At 36.1% G+C, this 15050-nt stretch carries 14 protein-coding genes; 10 read left to right on the top strand and 4 right to left on the bottom strand.

All coding sequences use genetic code 11. The annotated features are described in order from the left end of the window. Nucleotides 1-130: 130 nt before the first annotated feature. From ACHZAX_RS06525 to ACHZAX_RS06510, 4 genes are read right to left on the bottom strand one after another with little or no spacing between them, the layout of a single operon-like run. A complete protein-coding gene (locus tag ACHZAX_RS06525) occupies nt 131-1789 on the bottom strand; it encodes an L-lactate permease (RefSeq protein ID WP_101311642.1) in 1659 nt (552 codons plus the stop codon). 16 nt (nt 1790-1805) lie between these two features. Further along, nucleotides 1806-1997, bottom strand: a complete 192-nt coding sequence (locus tag ACHZAX_RS06520; RefSeq protein WP_320018485.1) for a hypothetical protein — start codon at nt 1995-1997, stop codon at nt 1806-1808. Nucleotides 1998-2009: 12 nt separating this feature from the next. Continuing rightward, entirely contained in the window at nt 2010-4160 is a 2151-nt protein-coding gene (ldhH, locus tag ACHZAX_RS06515) for an L-lactate dehydrogenase (quinone) large subunit LdhH (protein ID WP_320018484.1), read from the bottom strand. A 9-nt stretch (nt 4161-4169) separates the two neighbouring features. Next, nucleotides 4170-4643 (bottom strand): LutC/YkgG family protein, encoded by a 474-nt coding sequence (locus ACHZAX_RS06510; RefSeq protein ID WP_320018483.1) that lies wholly within the window; start codon nt 4641-4643, stop codon nt 4170-4172. 544 nt (nt 4644-5187) lie between these two features. On the opposite strand from ACHZAX_RS06510, the gene ACHZAX_RS06505 reads away from it, so the two are divergent. The 10 genes from ACHZAX_RS06505 to ACHZAX_RS06460 all read left to right on the top strand — a co-directional run bounded on the left by ACHZAX_RS06505 (nt 5188) and on the right by ACHZAX_RS06460 (nt 15032). Then, on the top strand, nt 5188-5937 hold the full coding sequence (locus ACHZAX_RS06505; RefSeq protein WP_320018482.1) for a hypothetical protein: 750 nt from the start codon (nt 5188-5190) through the stop codon (nt 5935-5937). 357 nt (nt 5938-6294) lie between these two features. Next, nucleotides 6295-6663 (top strand): tyrosine-type recombinase/integrase, encoded by a 369-nt coding sequence (locus ACHZAX_RS06500; RefSeq protein ID WP_320018481.1) that lies wholly within the window; start codon nt 6295-6297, stop codon nt 6661-6663. A gap of 139 nt (nt 6664-6802) precedes the next feature. Beyond that, entirely contained in the window at nt 6803-7291 is a 489-nt protein-coding gene (locus tag ACHZAX_RS06495; protein ID WP_320018480.1) for a hypothetical protein, read from the top strand. A 15-nt stretch (nt 7292-7306) separates the two neighbouring features. Beyond that, nucleotides 7307-7882 carry a hypothetical protein gene (locus ACHZAX_RS06490; protein WP_320018479.1) on the top strand — a complete coding sequence of 192 codons (576 nt, stop codon included), beginning with the start codon at nt 7307-7309 and terminating at the stop codon, nt 7880-7882. A gap of 863 nt (nt 7883-8745) precedes the next feature. After that, nucleotides 8746-9207, top strand: a complete 462-nt coding sequence (locus tag ACHZAX_RS06485) for a phage tail protein (RefSeq protein ID WP_101310327.1) — start codon at nt 8746-8748, stop codon at nt 9205-9207. Between the two features lie 1034 nt (nt 9208-10241). Then, complete coding sequence (locus ACHZAX_RS06480) at nt 10242-10463, top strand: four helix bundle protein (RefSeq protein WP_320018478.1); 222 nt, start codon at nt 10242-10244, stop codon at nt 10461-10463. Then, a complete protein-coding gene (locus ACHZAX_RS06475; RefSeq protein ID WP_394698229.1) occupies nt 10444-10602 on the top strand; it encodes a four helix bundle protein in 159 nt (52 codons plus the stop codon). The genes ACHZAX_RS06480 and ACHZAX_RS06475 overlap by 20 nt, the downstream gene beginning before the upstream one ends. Nucleotides 10603-10625: 23 nt before the next feature. Continuing rightward, entirely contained in the window at nt 10626-11720 is a 1095-nt protein-coding gene (locus ACHZAX_RS06470) for a virulence RhuM family protein (protein WP_320018477.1), read from the top strand. A gap of 76 nt (nt 11721-11796) precedes the next feature. Further along, a complete protein-coding gene (locus tag ACHZAX_RS06465; protein WP_324292980.1) occupies nt 11797-13758 on the top strand; it encodes a DEAD/DEAH box helicase in 1962 nt (653 codons plus the stop codon). A gap of 65 nt (nt 13759-13823) precedes the next feature. Beyond that, entirely contained in the window at nt 13824-15032 is a 1209-nt protein-coding gene (locus tag ACHZAX_RS06460) for a GIY-YIG nuclease family protein (protein WP_320018475.1), read from the top strand. The last annotated feature ends 18 nt before the right edge of the window (nt 15033-15050 follow it).

Below are 15050 nucleotides of genomic sequence, written 5' to 3'. Positions count from 1 at the left end.
GATCAAGTCAATATCAAGTATTCGGATAATAGTTACGTCTTAAATTGGTAACTTGTATGACAAATGTACGTTTTCAGTCTTTAATAATGAACCAAACTTTCATGGAATTGAAAATTTGGTTCCTAATTTTTTACAATGGCAGCGGATTAAAGCCTGATGAAATCAAAACAACAACAATTATCATTACCATTAAATAGTAAATAAAGGCTGGTATTGAGTTTCTTCTTATAATGGTTCCTTCGGCACCAATACAACCAACGGTAGCACAAACTGCAACAACATTGTTTACACAAATCATATTTCCTAAAGCTGCACCAATGGTTTGAACTGCAACAATTAATACCTGAGGTATCCCTAAAATTGTAGCAGTTTCGAACTGAAGTGAAGCAAACAGCAGGTTAGAAACCGTAGCCGATCCTGACATAAAAGAACCTAAAATACCTACGATAGGTGCAATTATTGGATATGCATTTCCCGATAAATCGGCAATAGCTGTGGCCATAGTTGTGAGCATACTATCCATTCCTGCTCCGTTCGTTCCCGATTTCAGCATGAGCTGAACCATTGCAACACCCGCAAATAATGCTATTGCAGCCCCGGTAATTTGTTTGAAAGTTGTTTTCCAGGAAGAAACGACCTGTTTTATTGGCATTTTATGCATAAAATTTGTAATAACTGCTACCAAAATAAAAGGGATTGTTCCAGGTAAATAAGCCCATTTTAACACGTATGTTAAACCATCAATACCAAAAAGGTTCGAAAGTGTTAGTGTCTGAGAGGCCAACCATCCTTTTAAACCTAATGATGGAATACGGGTAACCACTAAAATTACTGCGATCAATACGTATGGCATCCATGCTTTCACCAATCCCATTTTTGCTTCGCCGGTATCGCCATTGGAATCATTCGATTTCCAATTTTCTTCCCACTCTGATTTTGGAGGAAAATCCCATGACGTTTTAGGCATAAGGAAACCTCTTTTTGCAGCAAAAATGATTATTCCCAAACCAATAAATGCACCTAGTAATGATGGAAGATCCGGTCCGAGAGTGGTTGCGATAAGCACATAAGGAACCGCGAATGCCAGTCCTGCAAAAATTGCAAACGGAGCCGCCGCCAATGCAGGTTTAATCGATTTTTCTTTCCCAAAAAACTTAGTCATAATCATGATTCCCAACAAAGGAATAAAGATACCAACCAAGGCATTCGGAATTGCAATCCACTTGGTTAATGCCATTTTAAATACATCGGCATTTGCACCCATATCGGCCAGATTTTGCTCTAAAGTAACCATTGCACCACCACTAATTGGAGTACCAACCGCACCATAAGGAACCGGAACCGAATTAAATATTAAAGCAACCATTGCTGCTGCCAAAGGAGGGAATCCGAGTCCGACCAACAAAGGACCGGCCAAGGCGGCAGGCGTTCCGAATCCGGCTGCACCCTCGATAAATGCACCGAACATGAAACCTATAATAATGGCTTGAATTCTTCTATCAGTGGTAATCCCGTTAAATCCATTATTAATTGTTGTCATGGCTCCCGACAACTTCATGGTATTTAAAATGAGAATGGCACCAAAAATAATGATTAAAATATCCAATGCTTTCAGAAATCCAAAAACTGAATAGCCCATGATGTGGAATATATCAATTTCCCATACTGTGTAAGCAACTATCACCGATAGCAGCAGTGATAAAGGTAAAGCCTTTTTTGCTCCCCAATTGAAGCCGACCATCAGAACGATGGTTAATAAAATAGGCGAAAAAGCTAATAATGCATCCATAAAAAATAGTTTAGGTTTAGTTACAAATTGTATTACTGATCGTAGTAAATGGGTTAGATCTACTGTATTTTTCGATGATTGAATTGTCCAGTTTTTTAAGATTTCCGTTCATTGCACTGTTGCGCATCAAAACGTCGAGGTCGATAAGCTTTTGTTTCAGAGCTTCCAGACTTTTGTTTATATCTACCTTATCGTTATTGAAGTCCATAATTCATAGTTTTTATTTCCCGATGAGTTCAACATACTTTTCAATAAATTCGGTTAGATGAAGCACTTTAACAGGTACTTTTTTATACATCAAACCTCCGTTAATCTGCATTACACATCCCGGACAATCGGTAACCAATATCTCAGCCTTACTTGCCTCGATATTTTCTATTTTCTTGGTTAATATTCCGTTCGATATGGTGGCAAAGTCGAGAGAGTAAGTTCCTCCAAAACCACAGCACACATTGCTGTCGGTTAATGGAATAAATTGTTTTCCGATTAGTTTGGAAAGGAAGGCTTCTGCAGAATAATCCAATGAACGGGAATCATGACAAGGCGTATGATAGGTAACCTTCTTGTTCCCTTTCACTTTAAAGCGGATGTTGTTGTTTTCTAAAAACTTCCCGATTGGTGTTACCATATCACCCAATTGTGCCGCTTTTTTATAACGGTTTGGATCTTCTTTGGTAAAATCCAGAAACTCGTGTTTAATGGCTCCCCCACAGGTAGGACACAATACCAACAGAGCTTCATAGTCTTTAGGTCCTTGTAAATTATCAAGGGTATTGTAAATCATGCTTTTTGCATTTTCGGGATCGCCCGATGCAATGGCAGGAATGCCGCAACAGGCTGCTTTTTTAGGAATATCAACCTGAAATCCACTCTTTTGAAGCAGTTTGACCATTGCCAGTCCCATTTCAGGATAAAAATATTCTATTGCGCAACCAGGATAGAAAAATACTTTTCTGTCGGATGAAAACTGATCGTATCCATCTTTATAGAAACGCTTGCTAAAGGTTTTTGAAGCCAAAGCCGGAAATTTTCTAAAATCCATTTCTTTAGGCAGCATTGGAATTGTACCAATAATTTTTTCCTGATTTGATGGATTGGTTTTCGTTAACGGAAACTGGAAATTAGCCCCTAAACTCAAAACAGACTTCATTCTGCCGGGTTTTGCAACCAGGCTTTTAAATACTTTTTTCTTTATAGGATTGATGCCGTATTTTTTGCCGACAACCAATTTCAAATCAGAAATTAAAGCCTGCAAATCAATGCCCGAAGGGCAATTAAAAGAACAGGCACGGCAGCCAATACACATTTTCAGAATATCTTTGGCCGCTTCGTCGCCCTGATAAAGGGCTGTTAAAATCAGACCAATTGAACCGATATAACGATCGCCGTAAACATGACCGCCCACCATTTCGTAAGCCGGACAAATGTTGGCACAACTGCCGCAACGCACACATTTTAGTGCTTCTTTAAATTTGGGATGTTCGAAAAATGCCAAACGTCCGTTATCCAAAAACACATAATGGGTTTCTTTTACGCCGTCTTCATTTTTATGAGAAGGCACCCTCCCTTTAATCCATGTAGTATATGATGTTATGGTTTGTCCGGTAGCACTTTTCGGCAATACACGAACAATATCCAAGGCCTGATTAAAATCGTCGCACAATTTCTCGTATCCAACCAAAACAATGTGCACAGGGGGCACGGTAGACGACAGTCGGGCATTTCCTTCGTTGGTAACCAAACCAATGGTACCCGTACTTGCTACGGCAACATTCGCCCCTGTCATTCCAACACCGGCTTTAAAATACGATTCGCGAAGAAATCGACGGGCGATCTCCACCATTGCTTTGATATCTTCAGGATCTACCGCTTCTCCTGTATAATCAGAAAATATTTTTGCCACCTGCTGTCTGGTTTTATGAATAGCCGGCATTACCATGTGCGATGGATGTTCGTTGGCCAACTGCAGAATCCACTCTCCCAAATCGGTTTCGATTGGCTGCAGTCCCTCCTTCTCTAAATAATGGTTGAGTAAAATCTCTTCCGAAGTCATCGATTTACTTTTCACCATGAATTTAGCATTGTGTTTTTTCATTACATCAGCAATGTATTGGCAGGCATCTTCGCCTGTTTTTGCCTGAAACACTTTGCAGCCGTACTTCTCAACATTCGTTTTAAACAAATTGAATTGCTGCATTACCTTGTTTAAATCACGGTCTTTTATGTCGTGAACCCTTGTTCGCAGGGCTTCAAAATCCAATCCTTTATAAGCATTAATTTTAGAAGCTTTATATGCTGCTGCAAAACCTTTCAGGTTTTTATACAAAACCTCATCGTTTAATTTCTCCTGTATTTTATCCTGTATATTCATCGCTTCTACTTATAAATCGTTTAAAATATATACTGCCATCTCTTTTGGTCCGTGCACTCCAACCGTTAAAACACGCTCAATATCTGCTGTTCGGCTGGCCCCCGTAATAAAAGCGACGTAACCCCCCATATCCGAAGTTCTCTCCTCAATAAAACCGGCCACATCGTTTAAACTGGCAACCAGCTTGCTTATGGGCATCACAACAAACAGCTTCTCGGCCAAACAGGTTGCCAAACGTTTGTTTTCATTGATACTATCAATAACAACCGTTCCCGTTTCCGCAATGGCGTAATCAACTTCGATAAGAGCATTTTTGATTCCCGCTTCTCCGGCTTGTATACCTTTTAACTGATTAAAACTAGGAACATCGATGTATTCGAAGCTTTCCTTTTGTAAGAGGTTTTTAAATTCTTCAGAAGACAGAATCTGATTTTCGTTTCCGACCAGTGCTGATTTGTCTAAAAAAAGTTCAAGGTTGTTCATATATTTTTAGTTTATAGGTTTTAATCATTTTAGTCTGAAAAGATGACTATTTGGAAATCTCACTAACCAAGAGGGATGCCAAGAATTTCACGCACTTGTTATTCAGAATCATTCTATTCGACTACAGTCTGAATATCTGATTATTAACACACGCAAAGGTTTTCAGAAAATGGGATTTAAAACGATTTCGAAGGTGTTCAGAACTGCACAGCCACACATAAGCAAGTGTGCTGTTTTGAACGAATGTTCAGTTTAAGACAGCAAAATAACCTGATTTTAGATGGATGAATTTGCAGCTGCAGGTGGCTTATTCGATGCACAATTACTCTTTATAAAAAATATAAAATCGGAACATCACTTAACTGTAATGAATAATTACAGTTAAACTATCTAAAACTCAGAGGTTTTGTAATAATATCATAAAATAAATTAAAAATTATTTCACATAAATTTTTATTATTAACATACATTTCCTACTTTCAGAACCCCAAATGATTATTTATACAAACCAGGTTGATTAGTCAACCCTAAAAACTTAAAAAAAATGACAGATACAACTGCAACAAAAACAATTAATGAATTGGTTCTTGAAATTTCTGAAGACAAAATTGTTTCGACTGCCGTCCCAGTGGCCATTGCCATTGGCGAGGCCGGAGTACTTCACCAATATGCTTTGGAAGACAAAGAAGAGCTTTTGGCAAAAGGACTAAGCGAGGATACAATTAATGAGCTTGCACCAAGAGCTAAATTTTTGCAGGAACAGCAATCGGTTTGGACTGCTGTTTATGAATCGGCTTTAACCAGCACACAAGAGTGGGAAGAAAAAATTGAGGAAGCCAGCCTGCTGCAACGCGAATTAAAATACGATTTTCAGTTTGCCTACCGAAACCATCCGGATATTCTGAAAAAACTGCAAAACATTCTTGATGGAAACGGCCACATGGATTTAATTCAGGATCTGAGCGACTACCCTGCTTTTGCCAGACAATATCCTGAACCTTTAAAAGCAATTCTATTTGATACCACCAAAACTGACCGCTCCCAACAGCTGGCGCGCGAGCTTTTCGACCTGTTGAACAAGGTTGACGGCGTAAAAAACAGCAAAAACAGACCGGAAAAACTAATGCGCGACCGAGCCTACACTTATCTGAAGCAATTGGTCGACGAAATTCGTGCTTATGGCAAATATGCCTTCTGGAACGACGAAGAGAAACAAAAGAGGTATTCGAGTGAGTATCAAAGAAGAAAATTCGCAAGAAACACGAAAGAGAAAACAAGCGATAATTCTCTGTAACACCCACAACTGTTGACTTGTTTTGCAACAGGAGCTTAACTTACCCAACAGACACTTAAATATATGCAACTGGAGGGTGAATTAAGCAACTGAAGGATAATACTTACAACAGGCATTAAAATTTGGCAACTGAAATACCAATTGCTCCAACTGGAATACCGATTCAAGCAACTGGAATCATTTTTTTTAATTACTACATACAACTGAAGAAAGGAAACATCTCTGGCTTAGGCCGGGGATGTTTTTTTTGTTTTTCCGGCAAAAAGATCAGCTTATTTCCTGCTTATTTAATTTGATTCTGCTTTGCTAAACAATATTCATTTTATAATTTAGTAACCCTTTAACAAGAGCATGTAAATGAGCACAAAAATCCACCTATCGGCCAATACGCATCGCAGTAAAGACAGAACGAGCATATTATCTGAAAGCCTGGCAATGGTTTTAAAAAAATATTTGGATAAGAACAGAGCGAAATATAATCCTGGAACAATTGTTAAAATTGTTATTAAAGCAGGTAAATTAGCAAATATTGAGAAGCACGTAACACCACATATGCTAAGGCATTCATTTGCCACACATTTATTGGAACAAGGAACTGATTTAAGATATATTCAAGAATGGCTTGGACATGGAAGTTCAAAAACGACTGAAATATATACCCATGTTTCCAATAAAGACTTTATTAAATTTAAGAATCCCATTGATGATCTTATTGAGGATACGTAAAACATACACTTACACAACACTATCAGCTGTGTAAGTGTATGTTTTAAGATCGATAAAGAAATATAAATGTACCTACACATTCACAATCGTAGGTGCAATTTTAAGAAATGAAGAAGACAACTTATAAAATAAAAATATAATGGATTTGATAAATATATTGCTATCAAGTTTAGGTTCTTTGGCATCAATTACTGGACTGATAATTACCATTAAGAAAGAAGAAAATGGAGGAAAGAAACGAAATATTGTATTGTTTGGGATTATTTTTCTTTTGGCTGTTTCAACCTCAATACTAAGCTATAGTTATTCCAAAGTAACAAATGAAAGGTTGAAAATAGAATCACGAAAAGAAGCTTTCAAGACTGAAGCAAAAGGGCTGTTAAAAAGTGCTCCTTCATATATTAGTCACTATGAACCTGGTGAAAACGAGGGTTTCATTTATGGTCTATTAATATTGCTTGAATCTAACAAAGACATCTATCCCGAAACATATAATTCTTATAAAAAAACAGTAATTGAAAGAATCGAAAAAGCAGACAGTGTAGATGTCTATAAAAAAAGAGATATTATGGAAGATTGTGGAAATTCGGCTTTACAATTCCTTAAATCATTGTCAAATAACAAATAATAAAGGAGATATAATATGAGTCTATCAAGTCTTTCTAAAGACATAATTACACTAATAAAGCAAAGTGGTGAGATTTTTGAAAATATTAAGGCAAATGTTCAACCCAAAATAATTTTCATACATGACGAAAAATTACCATTAGAAGAAAATGACAAAATATATCGCAAATTGCCAAGTGGATTAGTTGAAACCTATATTGTTATTGACCGAGGTTATTATTCTGGCATTGGTGGAATTAAAGGACATTATCAGGCGAAAGTAAGAAAAGAAGGTAGTATTAACGAAGACAAGTACAAATCGATTGTTGTTTATCATGCAAGTGGTGCAAATTCAAGAATAAATATTAATTCGACAGATAATTCTAATAATTACTCAAATGATTCTGATTTGCTTTTCAAAGAATTGAAGGTAGTTTTAGAAGGAATAATTGAAGGAGATATAAAAGAAAAATCGTTACAATTATTAGAGGAATTAAAGAGTTCTAAAAAAACTCCGTCATATCTTGCAAATTATCAAGAATTTATTGGATTACTTGCAAGTCACATGACAGTTATAGCTCCATTTATTCCTGCATTGACACAATTAATATAAAAAACAGCACCTAATCGAGTAGACAGGTGACGGTCTATTGGCCGCCACTGTGCCTCTCACACCACCAGATACTTCGCAAGCTCAGCATAAACCAAGCGGGTTTATTCACAAAATAATTTCACAATAAGGTATTCATTAAGGCTTCGCCGTACGTATACGGTTCCGAGAAATCGGGATTAAGTTAAGGGGAATAAGGAATCACGTCTTACAGGCGTGATTTGTTTGTAAATGTCGAGCATAGATTCATAACCTCGCTTCCGCAACCTTTCACGAGTAATGGTCGTTCTCAGAATTGGACTTTATTCACAAATATATTATTTCGGGCGTTCATGAAGGCTTCGCCGTAGAGCAATGACTCATAAAATCATTTTATAGTAAGGTATTCAAGAGGGCTTCGCCGTAGCCCAACCACCCATGATTCATCAAACCTCCTTGCTCCCAATGCCTCGGGGCTAATGCTTCCAGAAATCACCCCTGTGTATAAGGAACTTACACCCTCTGGACTTTCTTTTACAAAACTTAACATTATAAACGAACTTTTACTAAATTTACCATTCAAGGCACACACAATATGTATAAAATATAGGCGGTTTTGTGCGGTTATTAATGTTTCTACTTTCTATTAAGTTTAGTGCAGTCGGATAAGGCATTAGTTTCTATTCGCCTACATTTCATACATTTAACGTCAGTCTGTCTAATAACCTAAACTAACTTGCTTAGATTCTCCTATTTATTCATTTTTACAGACTACTTATATAAATCACTGTCAAGCTTTGCTTTTTAGACAGTCTGCCGTTAGCGGTCATTGTAAAACGACATTGAAGAAACTGAACATTAATAACTAATTTAAAATACAGAACATTATGGCAGCAAATGGTGCAACTCAAGATAATGTATGGCCTTTACCAAAGTTTTACTTCAAAGTAAAACTAGGCTCACAAGACAATACCGTTTCTTTTCAAGAGATTTCCGGATTAGAAACGGAGACACAAGTAATTGAATATAGACACGGTGACAGCAAACAATTTTCGACCATTAAAATGCCGGGAATAGCTAAAACTGGCAACGTAACACTTAAAAAAGGCGTTTTTGTAAAAGACAATAATTTCTTTAAATGGTATGATGCCATTAAGATGAATACCATTAAAAGAGAAACCGTTACTATTCAGTTATTAGACGAAGGTGGAAAATCTACTATGACATGGACGTTAATTAACGCTTGGCCTACAAAAATTTCAAGCCTTGATTTAAAATCGGATGCGAATGAAGTTGCAATTGAAACATTGGAGTTAGCTCATGAAGGAATAACCATAGCAAATGGTTAGTATGTGAGTGAGATTGACACATAAGTATCCTTTTATTTCTAAATGTCTTTTTCAGGTGTACCTAAAAAGGCCGGAGTTAATTATAAATAGGCACCTGGAATAACTATAGTAATAAGGATAGATGAAACACCTCAAGGTAATTCAACTCTGTTGGATTCTACCAAATCATAGGAAGAAATATTGATAAAATGTAAGCGAGAAATAAAACGTGAACTAAATAAAACAACGAACCGCTAATCGAGTAGACAGGTGACGGTCTATTGACCGCCACTGTGCCTCTCACACCACCAGATACTTCGCAAGCTCAGCATAAACCAAGCGGGTTTATTCACAAAATAATTTCACAATAAGGTATTCATTAAGGCTTCGCCGTACGTATACGGTTCCGAGAAATCGGGATTAAGTTAAGGGGAATAAGGAATCACGTCGAACAGGCGTGATTTGTTTGTAAATGTCGAGCATAGATTCATAACCTCGCTTCTTCAACCTTTCAAGAGTAATGGTCGTTCTCAGAATTGGACTTTATTCACAAATATATTATTTCGGGCGTTCATGAAGGCTTCTCCGTAGAGCAATGACTCATAAAATCATTTTATAGTAAGGTATTCGAGAGGGCTTCGCCGTAGCCCAACCACCCATGATTCATCAAACCTCCTTGCCCCCAATGCCTCGGGGCTAATGCTTCCAGAAGTCACCCCAGTACATAAGGGCTTACACCCTCTGGACTTTCTTTTACAAAACTTAACATTATAAAAGAACTTTTACTAAATTTACCATTCAAGGCACACACATGCGGTATAAAACATTGGGGTTAAAGTGGTTTGCGAGTGTTTTTGGCTCGTAAAAAAAGTCGGTGTAAACTGATAGGAAATCGCTTCGTAATCCCGCACGACACCATACCATCAAACGTTGGCGGTAATTTAAAAACGATACCGAGCGTTTGGAGTATTTGTTTAAGCAGTATGAGGAGATGTTGCAGAAGAACACACTTTTTGCGAAGCAGAAGAAGAGAAAAAAATTATGAATGTTGAATTGTGAATGGGAAAAGACCAAATATTATTAAGGATAAGAGTTTTACTTTTGCAATAAGAGTTGTAAAGTGTTACAAATTTCTTGTTGAGAACAAAGAATTTGTAATGAGCAAACAATTATTACGAAGTGGAACGGCTGTTGGAGCTTTGGTAAGGGAAGCCGAACACGCAGAAAGTACGGCTGACTTTATTCATAAAATGGCTATTGCTCAAAAAAGAAGCTAACGAAACAGAATATTGGTTAGAACTATTGTTTCACTTAGAATATTTAGAAGCAACTCAATACAATTCAATCATTTCAGATATTCAGGAATTGAACAAAATTTTGGCATCAATAATCATTACTTCAAAAGAAAGAAAATAATTGTGAATTATAAATGATAAATTATGAATGAGAAGAAAAAAAAAAATATAAAAGGAAAAAATGATGAAGATAAAAATTCACAATTCACAATTCACAATTCATCATTGGTTCGCTCTTCGTCCGCTGAATATTTGACATTTATTGCCGCTACGGGAGAAGGGGGTGTAGATGCCATTTATGCTGACGAGAATATTTGGTTGACACAAAAAATGATGGGTACGCTGTACAATGTAGAAACTCATACCGTAAATTATCATCTTAAAAAGATATTTTCAGACAACGAGTTGGAGGAAAGTTCAGTTATTCGAAATTTTCGAATAACTGCAAATGATGGTAAAAACTATAATAACAAGCATTATAACCTTTTGGCAATAATTGCTGTAGGTTACAAAGTAAACTCTGAGCGAGCCGTGCTTTTTCGCAAATGGGCAACGCAAATAGTTCAAGAGTTTACCATCAAAGGATTTGCTATGGATGATGAACGTCTTAAAAATGACGGTACAATTCTCGGTAAAAAATACTTTGAAGAACAGCTGCAACGGATAAGGGAAATCCGATTGAGTGAGCGTAAATTCTATCAAAAAATAACAGATATTTATGCAACATCCATTGATTATGATGTGACAGCTCAAAACACTAAACGTTTCTTCGCTACCGTGCAAAATAAATTGCATTGGGCTATTCATGGTCAAACAGCAGCCGAAGTAATTATAAATAGAGCCGACCACCAAAAGGAAAATATGGGATTAGCAACTTGGAAAGATGCTCCAAAGGGTAAAATCCAAAAATTTGATGTGGGCGTTGCTAAAAACTATTTGTCGGAAAACGAAATGCAACAATTACAACGTTTAGTTTCGGCCTATTTAGATATTGCAGAAGATATGGCGTTAAGGCAAATCCCTATGACAATGGAAGATTGGGAAAGTCGCTTGAATAAATTTATTGAAGCGACCGATAGAGAAATTTTACAAAACGCTGGAAAAGTAACTGCCGAAATAGCCAAAGCCCATGCAGAAAGTGAGTTTGAAAAATACAGAATTATTCAGGACAGATTATTTGAAAGTGATTTTGATAAGGAAATGAGAAAATTAATTGACAAGAAAAATAATGGTGAATGATGAATTGTGAATTATGAATGTTCTTCAGCAAAACAGTCATTCATCATTTATCATTCACAATTTATAATTAAAAAAAATGGATTTAGTACACGTAACATACAACCAAACAGGGAAAAGCAAAAGCACCAATGCTTTGGGGATGCGAGAAATGCAGGAGAAAGCTTATGAAGGCAGAACTGCACAATACTTATTGCTAAAAGCACCGCCGGCATCAGGTAAATCAAGGGCTTTAATGTTTATTGCTTTGGATAAGTTAAAAAATCAAGGCATTAAAAAAGCAATTGTTGCCGTTCCCGAAAAATCTATTGGAGCATCTTTTGGCTCAACTGAACTCAAGAAGTTTGGCTTTTTTGCCGATTGGAATCCAAATCCAAAATACAACCTCTGTACACCAGGCGAAGAAAAAAGCAAGGTAACGGCTTTCTTAAACTTTTTAGATTCTAACGAACCAATATTGGTTTGCACGCACGCCACTCTACGGTTTGCTTTTGACGGTTTGGACGCGAAAAAGTTGGATGAAACTTTAGTAGCCATTGATGAATTCCACCACGTTTCAGCAGAAGGCGACAATATTTTAGGTCAAGTGTTAAAGAGTATCATGGCAAATTCCAACGCTCACATTGTGGCTATGACAGGTTCTTATTTTAGAGGTGATAATGTGCCGGTTTTAATGCCCGAAGATGAAGCAAAATTCACTAAAGTTACTTACTCCTACTACCAACAATTAAATGGCTATGAGTATTTAAAATCATTAGGGATTGGTTATCATTTTTACCAAGGCAGGTATTTTAAGAAAAATCCAGAAACAGGAATTTCGGCATTGGCAGAAATTTTAGACGAAAACCAAAAAACAATTATTCACATACCTAGTGTAAACTCTGCTGAATCGTCAAAAGAAAAATACGAAGAAGTCAATCATATTATTGATGTTTTGGGAGAATTAGAGTTTCAAGATGAAAATACTGGCGTTTTGAACATCAAAAGCCACAAAACTGGTAAAACTTTAAAAGTTGCCGACTTGGTAAATGACAACCCTAAATCAAGAGATAAAATAAGTGTCTATCTACGTGAAGTAAAATCGGTAGATGATATTGATATAATAATTGCTTTAGGTATGGCAAAAGAAGGCTTTGATTGGCCCTACTGTCAACACGCTTTAACCATAGGTTACAGAGGTTCGCTAACTGAAATTATTCAAATTATTGGCAGAGCTACCCGAGACAGCAACAATAAAATTCACGCTCAATTTACCAACCTCATTGCTCAACCTGACGCACAAGATGAAGATGTAAAGCTTTCTGTAAACAATATGCTAAAAGCAATTACAGCATCTTTACTAATGGAACAAGTTTTGGCCCCAAACTTCAAATTCAAACTTAAAAAAGATGATGATGACGAGGAAGAAGATGATGATAAGACGATTAAAATTAGAGGTTTTAAGCTTCCTACTTCTCAAAGAGCAAAGGACATTATTGAAACAGATTTGAATGATTTAAAGGCAAAATTATTGCAAGACCCTCAAATGCTAAAAGCAATGCCGGGCAATGTTGAGCCGGAAATTATTAATACTGTTTTAATTCCTAAAATCATCAGAGAAATATATCCTGATTTAAGTGATGATGATGTAGAAGCAGTTAGACAGCATGTAGTTGTTGATTCTGTTATAAAAAATAGTACGATTGAAGAACAAGGCGACAAGAAGTTTATAAGAATGGCGGGTAGTTTTGTAAACATTGATGACATTCACATTGACCTAATAGATAGAATAAATCCGTTCCAAAAAGCCTTCGAAATTTTATCAAAATCGGTTACAACCCAAGTGTTAAAATTAATTGACGAGCATATTCAATCTATTAAAATTGAAATGACCGAAGAAGAAGCCATTTTGTTATGGCCTAAAATAAAAGAATGGGTGCAACATAATAATGGTGAGCAACCGAACATTCAGGCATTTGACCACAAGGAAAAAAGAATGGCGGAGGCATTAGTGTTTTTAAGAGAGTTGAAACGACAACGAATTATGAATGATAAATTGTAAATTATTAATGAAAGAGTCGGTCAAATCATTAACCATTCATAATTCACCATTAACAATTAGTAAAAATGGCTAAAAAGAAACTAACAATAGACGACATTTTTGATGATGACGATTTTGGATTATTAGATTCAAAAGCTAAAACTTCCATTATTAAAACAGATGAAGATAGACTTATTGATTCCTTTGAAGAAATAAATACATTTTTTGATAAAAACAAGAGAGAGCCAAATAAGTCAAGTATGTCTGAATATGGTTTGATGGCAAAACTGAAGAACTTTAGAGAAAATGAAGCTCAAAAGAAAATTCTAAAACCATTTGACAGACATAACCTTTTGGGTTATGTGGAAATGGAAAAACAAACCATTGATGACATTTTAAATGATGATGATTTAGGTTTATTGGATTCTGATAAAGATTTAGATATTTTCAAATTCAAGCATACCCCAAGACCAGAAGAAAGAGCTGAGGCCGATTTTGTTGCACAAAGGAAACCGCTAAAAGAAAAGGAATTTGAGAAATATGAAGCAATGTTTCAAAAAGTGCATAAAGAAATTAAAGAAGGGAAAAGAAAGATTTTGCCATTTAAAAATATTGAGAAAAACCTGCACGTTGGCGACTTTTATTTAATGGATGGCATACTGCTCTATTTGGAATCGGCGAATCTGAAAAGAGATGAATGGGAGCAAAAATCAGGAAACAGAATAAGAATTGAAGGCAGAACAAGAACCGTTTTTGAAAATGGAACCTACAGTAATATGCTTTATCGCTCATTGGGTAAACAAATCCAAAAAAATGGAAAACTTATTACTAATACAGATGAGAATATCGAACATGAATTGTTTCTTAATGCAGGACTTGTAAAGGAAGAAGATATTCAATCGGGTTGGATTTATGTTTTGAAAACGAAATCACCAAAAAAGGAATTAGCAGAAATTAAAGATTTATACAAAATTGGTTTCACAACCAGTTCTGTAGATGAAAGAATTAAAAATGCTCGACACGAAGCGACCTATTTATTTGCTGATGTACAGAAAGTTGCAACTTACAAGGTTTACAATCGAAATGCAGACAAATTAGAAAGTCTTTTGCATAGATTTTTTGCAAGTGCTTGTTTAGACATTGATTTGTTTAATGAAAAAGGACAAAGACTAAATCCGAGAGAATGGTTTGTAGTTCCTTTTGAGGTAATCGAAGAGGCAATTCAATTGATTTTAAATGAAAATATTGTGAATTACGAATACGACACTTTGACAAAAAAAATTAAATTAAAATAACTCATGCCAACGCTAAAA

The sequence above is a fragment of the Labilibaculum manganireducens genome (assembly GCF_963665805.2).
GTDB classification, from domain to species: Bacteria; Bacteroidota; Bacteroidia; order Bacteroidales; family Marinifilaceae; genus Labilibaculum; species Labilibaculum manganireducens.
The sequence above is the reverse complement of the archived record's forward strand: the minus strand, read 5'-3'. Positions and strand labels throughout refer to the sequence as shown.

What these genes read in the sequence shown, in the direction of transcription:
- ACHZAX_RS06510 (WP_320018483.1), bottom strand. Translation starts at nt 4,643, where the DNA reads ATGAACAACCTTGAACTTTTTTTAGACAAATCAGCACTGGTCGGAAAC.
- ACHZAX_RS06465 (WP_324292980.1), top strand. Translation starts at nt 11,797, where the DNA reads ATGGATTTAGTACACGTAACATACAACCAAACAGGGAAAAGCAAAAGC.
- ACHZAX_RS06500 (WP_320018481.1), top strand. Translation starts at nt 6,295, where the DNA reads ATGAGCACAAAAATCCACCTATCGGCCAATACGCATCGCAGTAAAGAC.
- ACHZAX_RS06490 (WP_320018479.1), top strand. Translation starts at nt 7,307, where the DNA reads ATGAGTCTATCAAGTCTTTCTAAAGACATAATTACACTAATAAAGCAA.
- ACHZAX_RS06525 (WP_101311642.1), bottom strand. Translation starts at nt 1,789, where the DNA reads ATGGATGCATTATTAGCTTTTTCGCCTATTTTATTAACCATCGTTCTG.
- ACHZAX_RS06485 (WP_101310327.1), top strand. Translation starts at nt 8,746, where the DNA reads ATGGCAGCAAATGGTGCAACTCAAGATAATGTATGGCCTTTACCAAAG.
- ACHZAX_RS06470 (WP_320018477.1), top strand. Translation starts at nt 10,626, where the DNA reads ATGAATGAGAAGAAAAAAAAAAATATAAAAGGAAAAAATGATGAAGAT.
- ACHZAX_RS06460 (WP_320018475.1), top strand. Translation starts at nt 13,824, where the DNA reads ATGGCTAAAAAGAAACTAACAATAGACGACATTTTTGATGATGACGAT.
- ACHZAX_RS06520 (WP_320018485.1), bottom strand. Translation starts at nt 1,997, where the DNA reads ATGGACTTCAATAACGATAAGGTAGATATAAACAAAAGTCTGGAAGCT.
- ldhH (WP_320018484.1), bottom strand. Translation starts at nt 4,160, where the DNA reads ATGAATATACAGGATAAAATACAGGAGAAATTAAACGATGAGGTTTTG.
- ACHZAX_RS06495 (WP_320018480.1), top strand. Translation starts at nt 6,803, where the DNA reads ATGGATTTGATAAATATATTGCTATCAAGTTTAGGTTCTTTGGCATCA.
- ACHZAX_RS06505 (WP_320018482.1), top strand. Translation starts at nt 5,188, where the DNA reads ATGACAGATACAACTGCAACAAAAACAATTAATGAATTGGTTCTTGAA.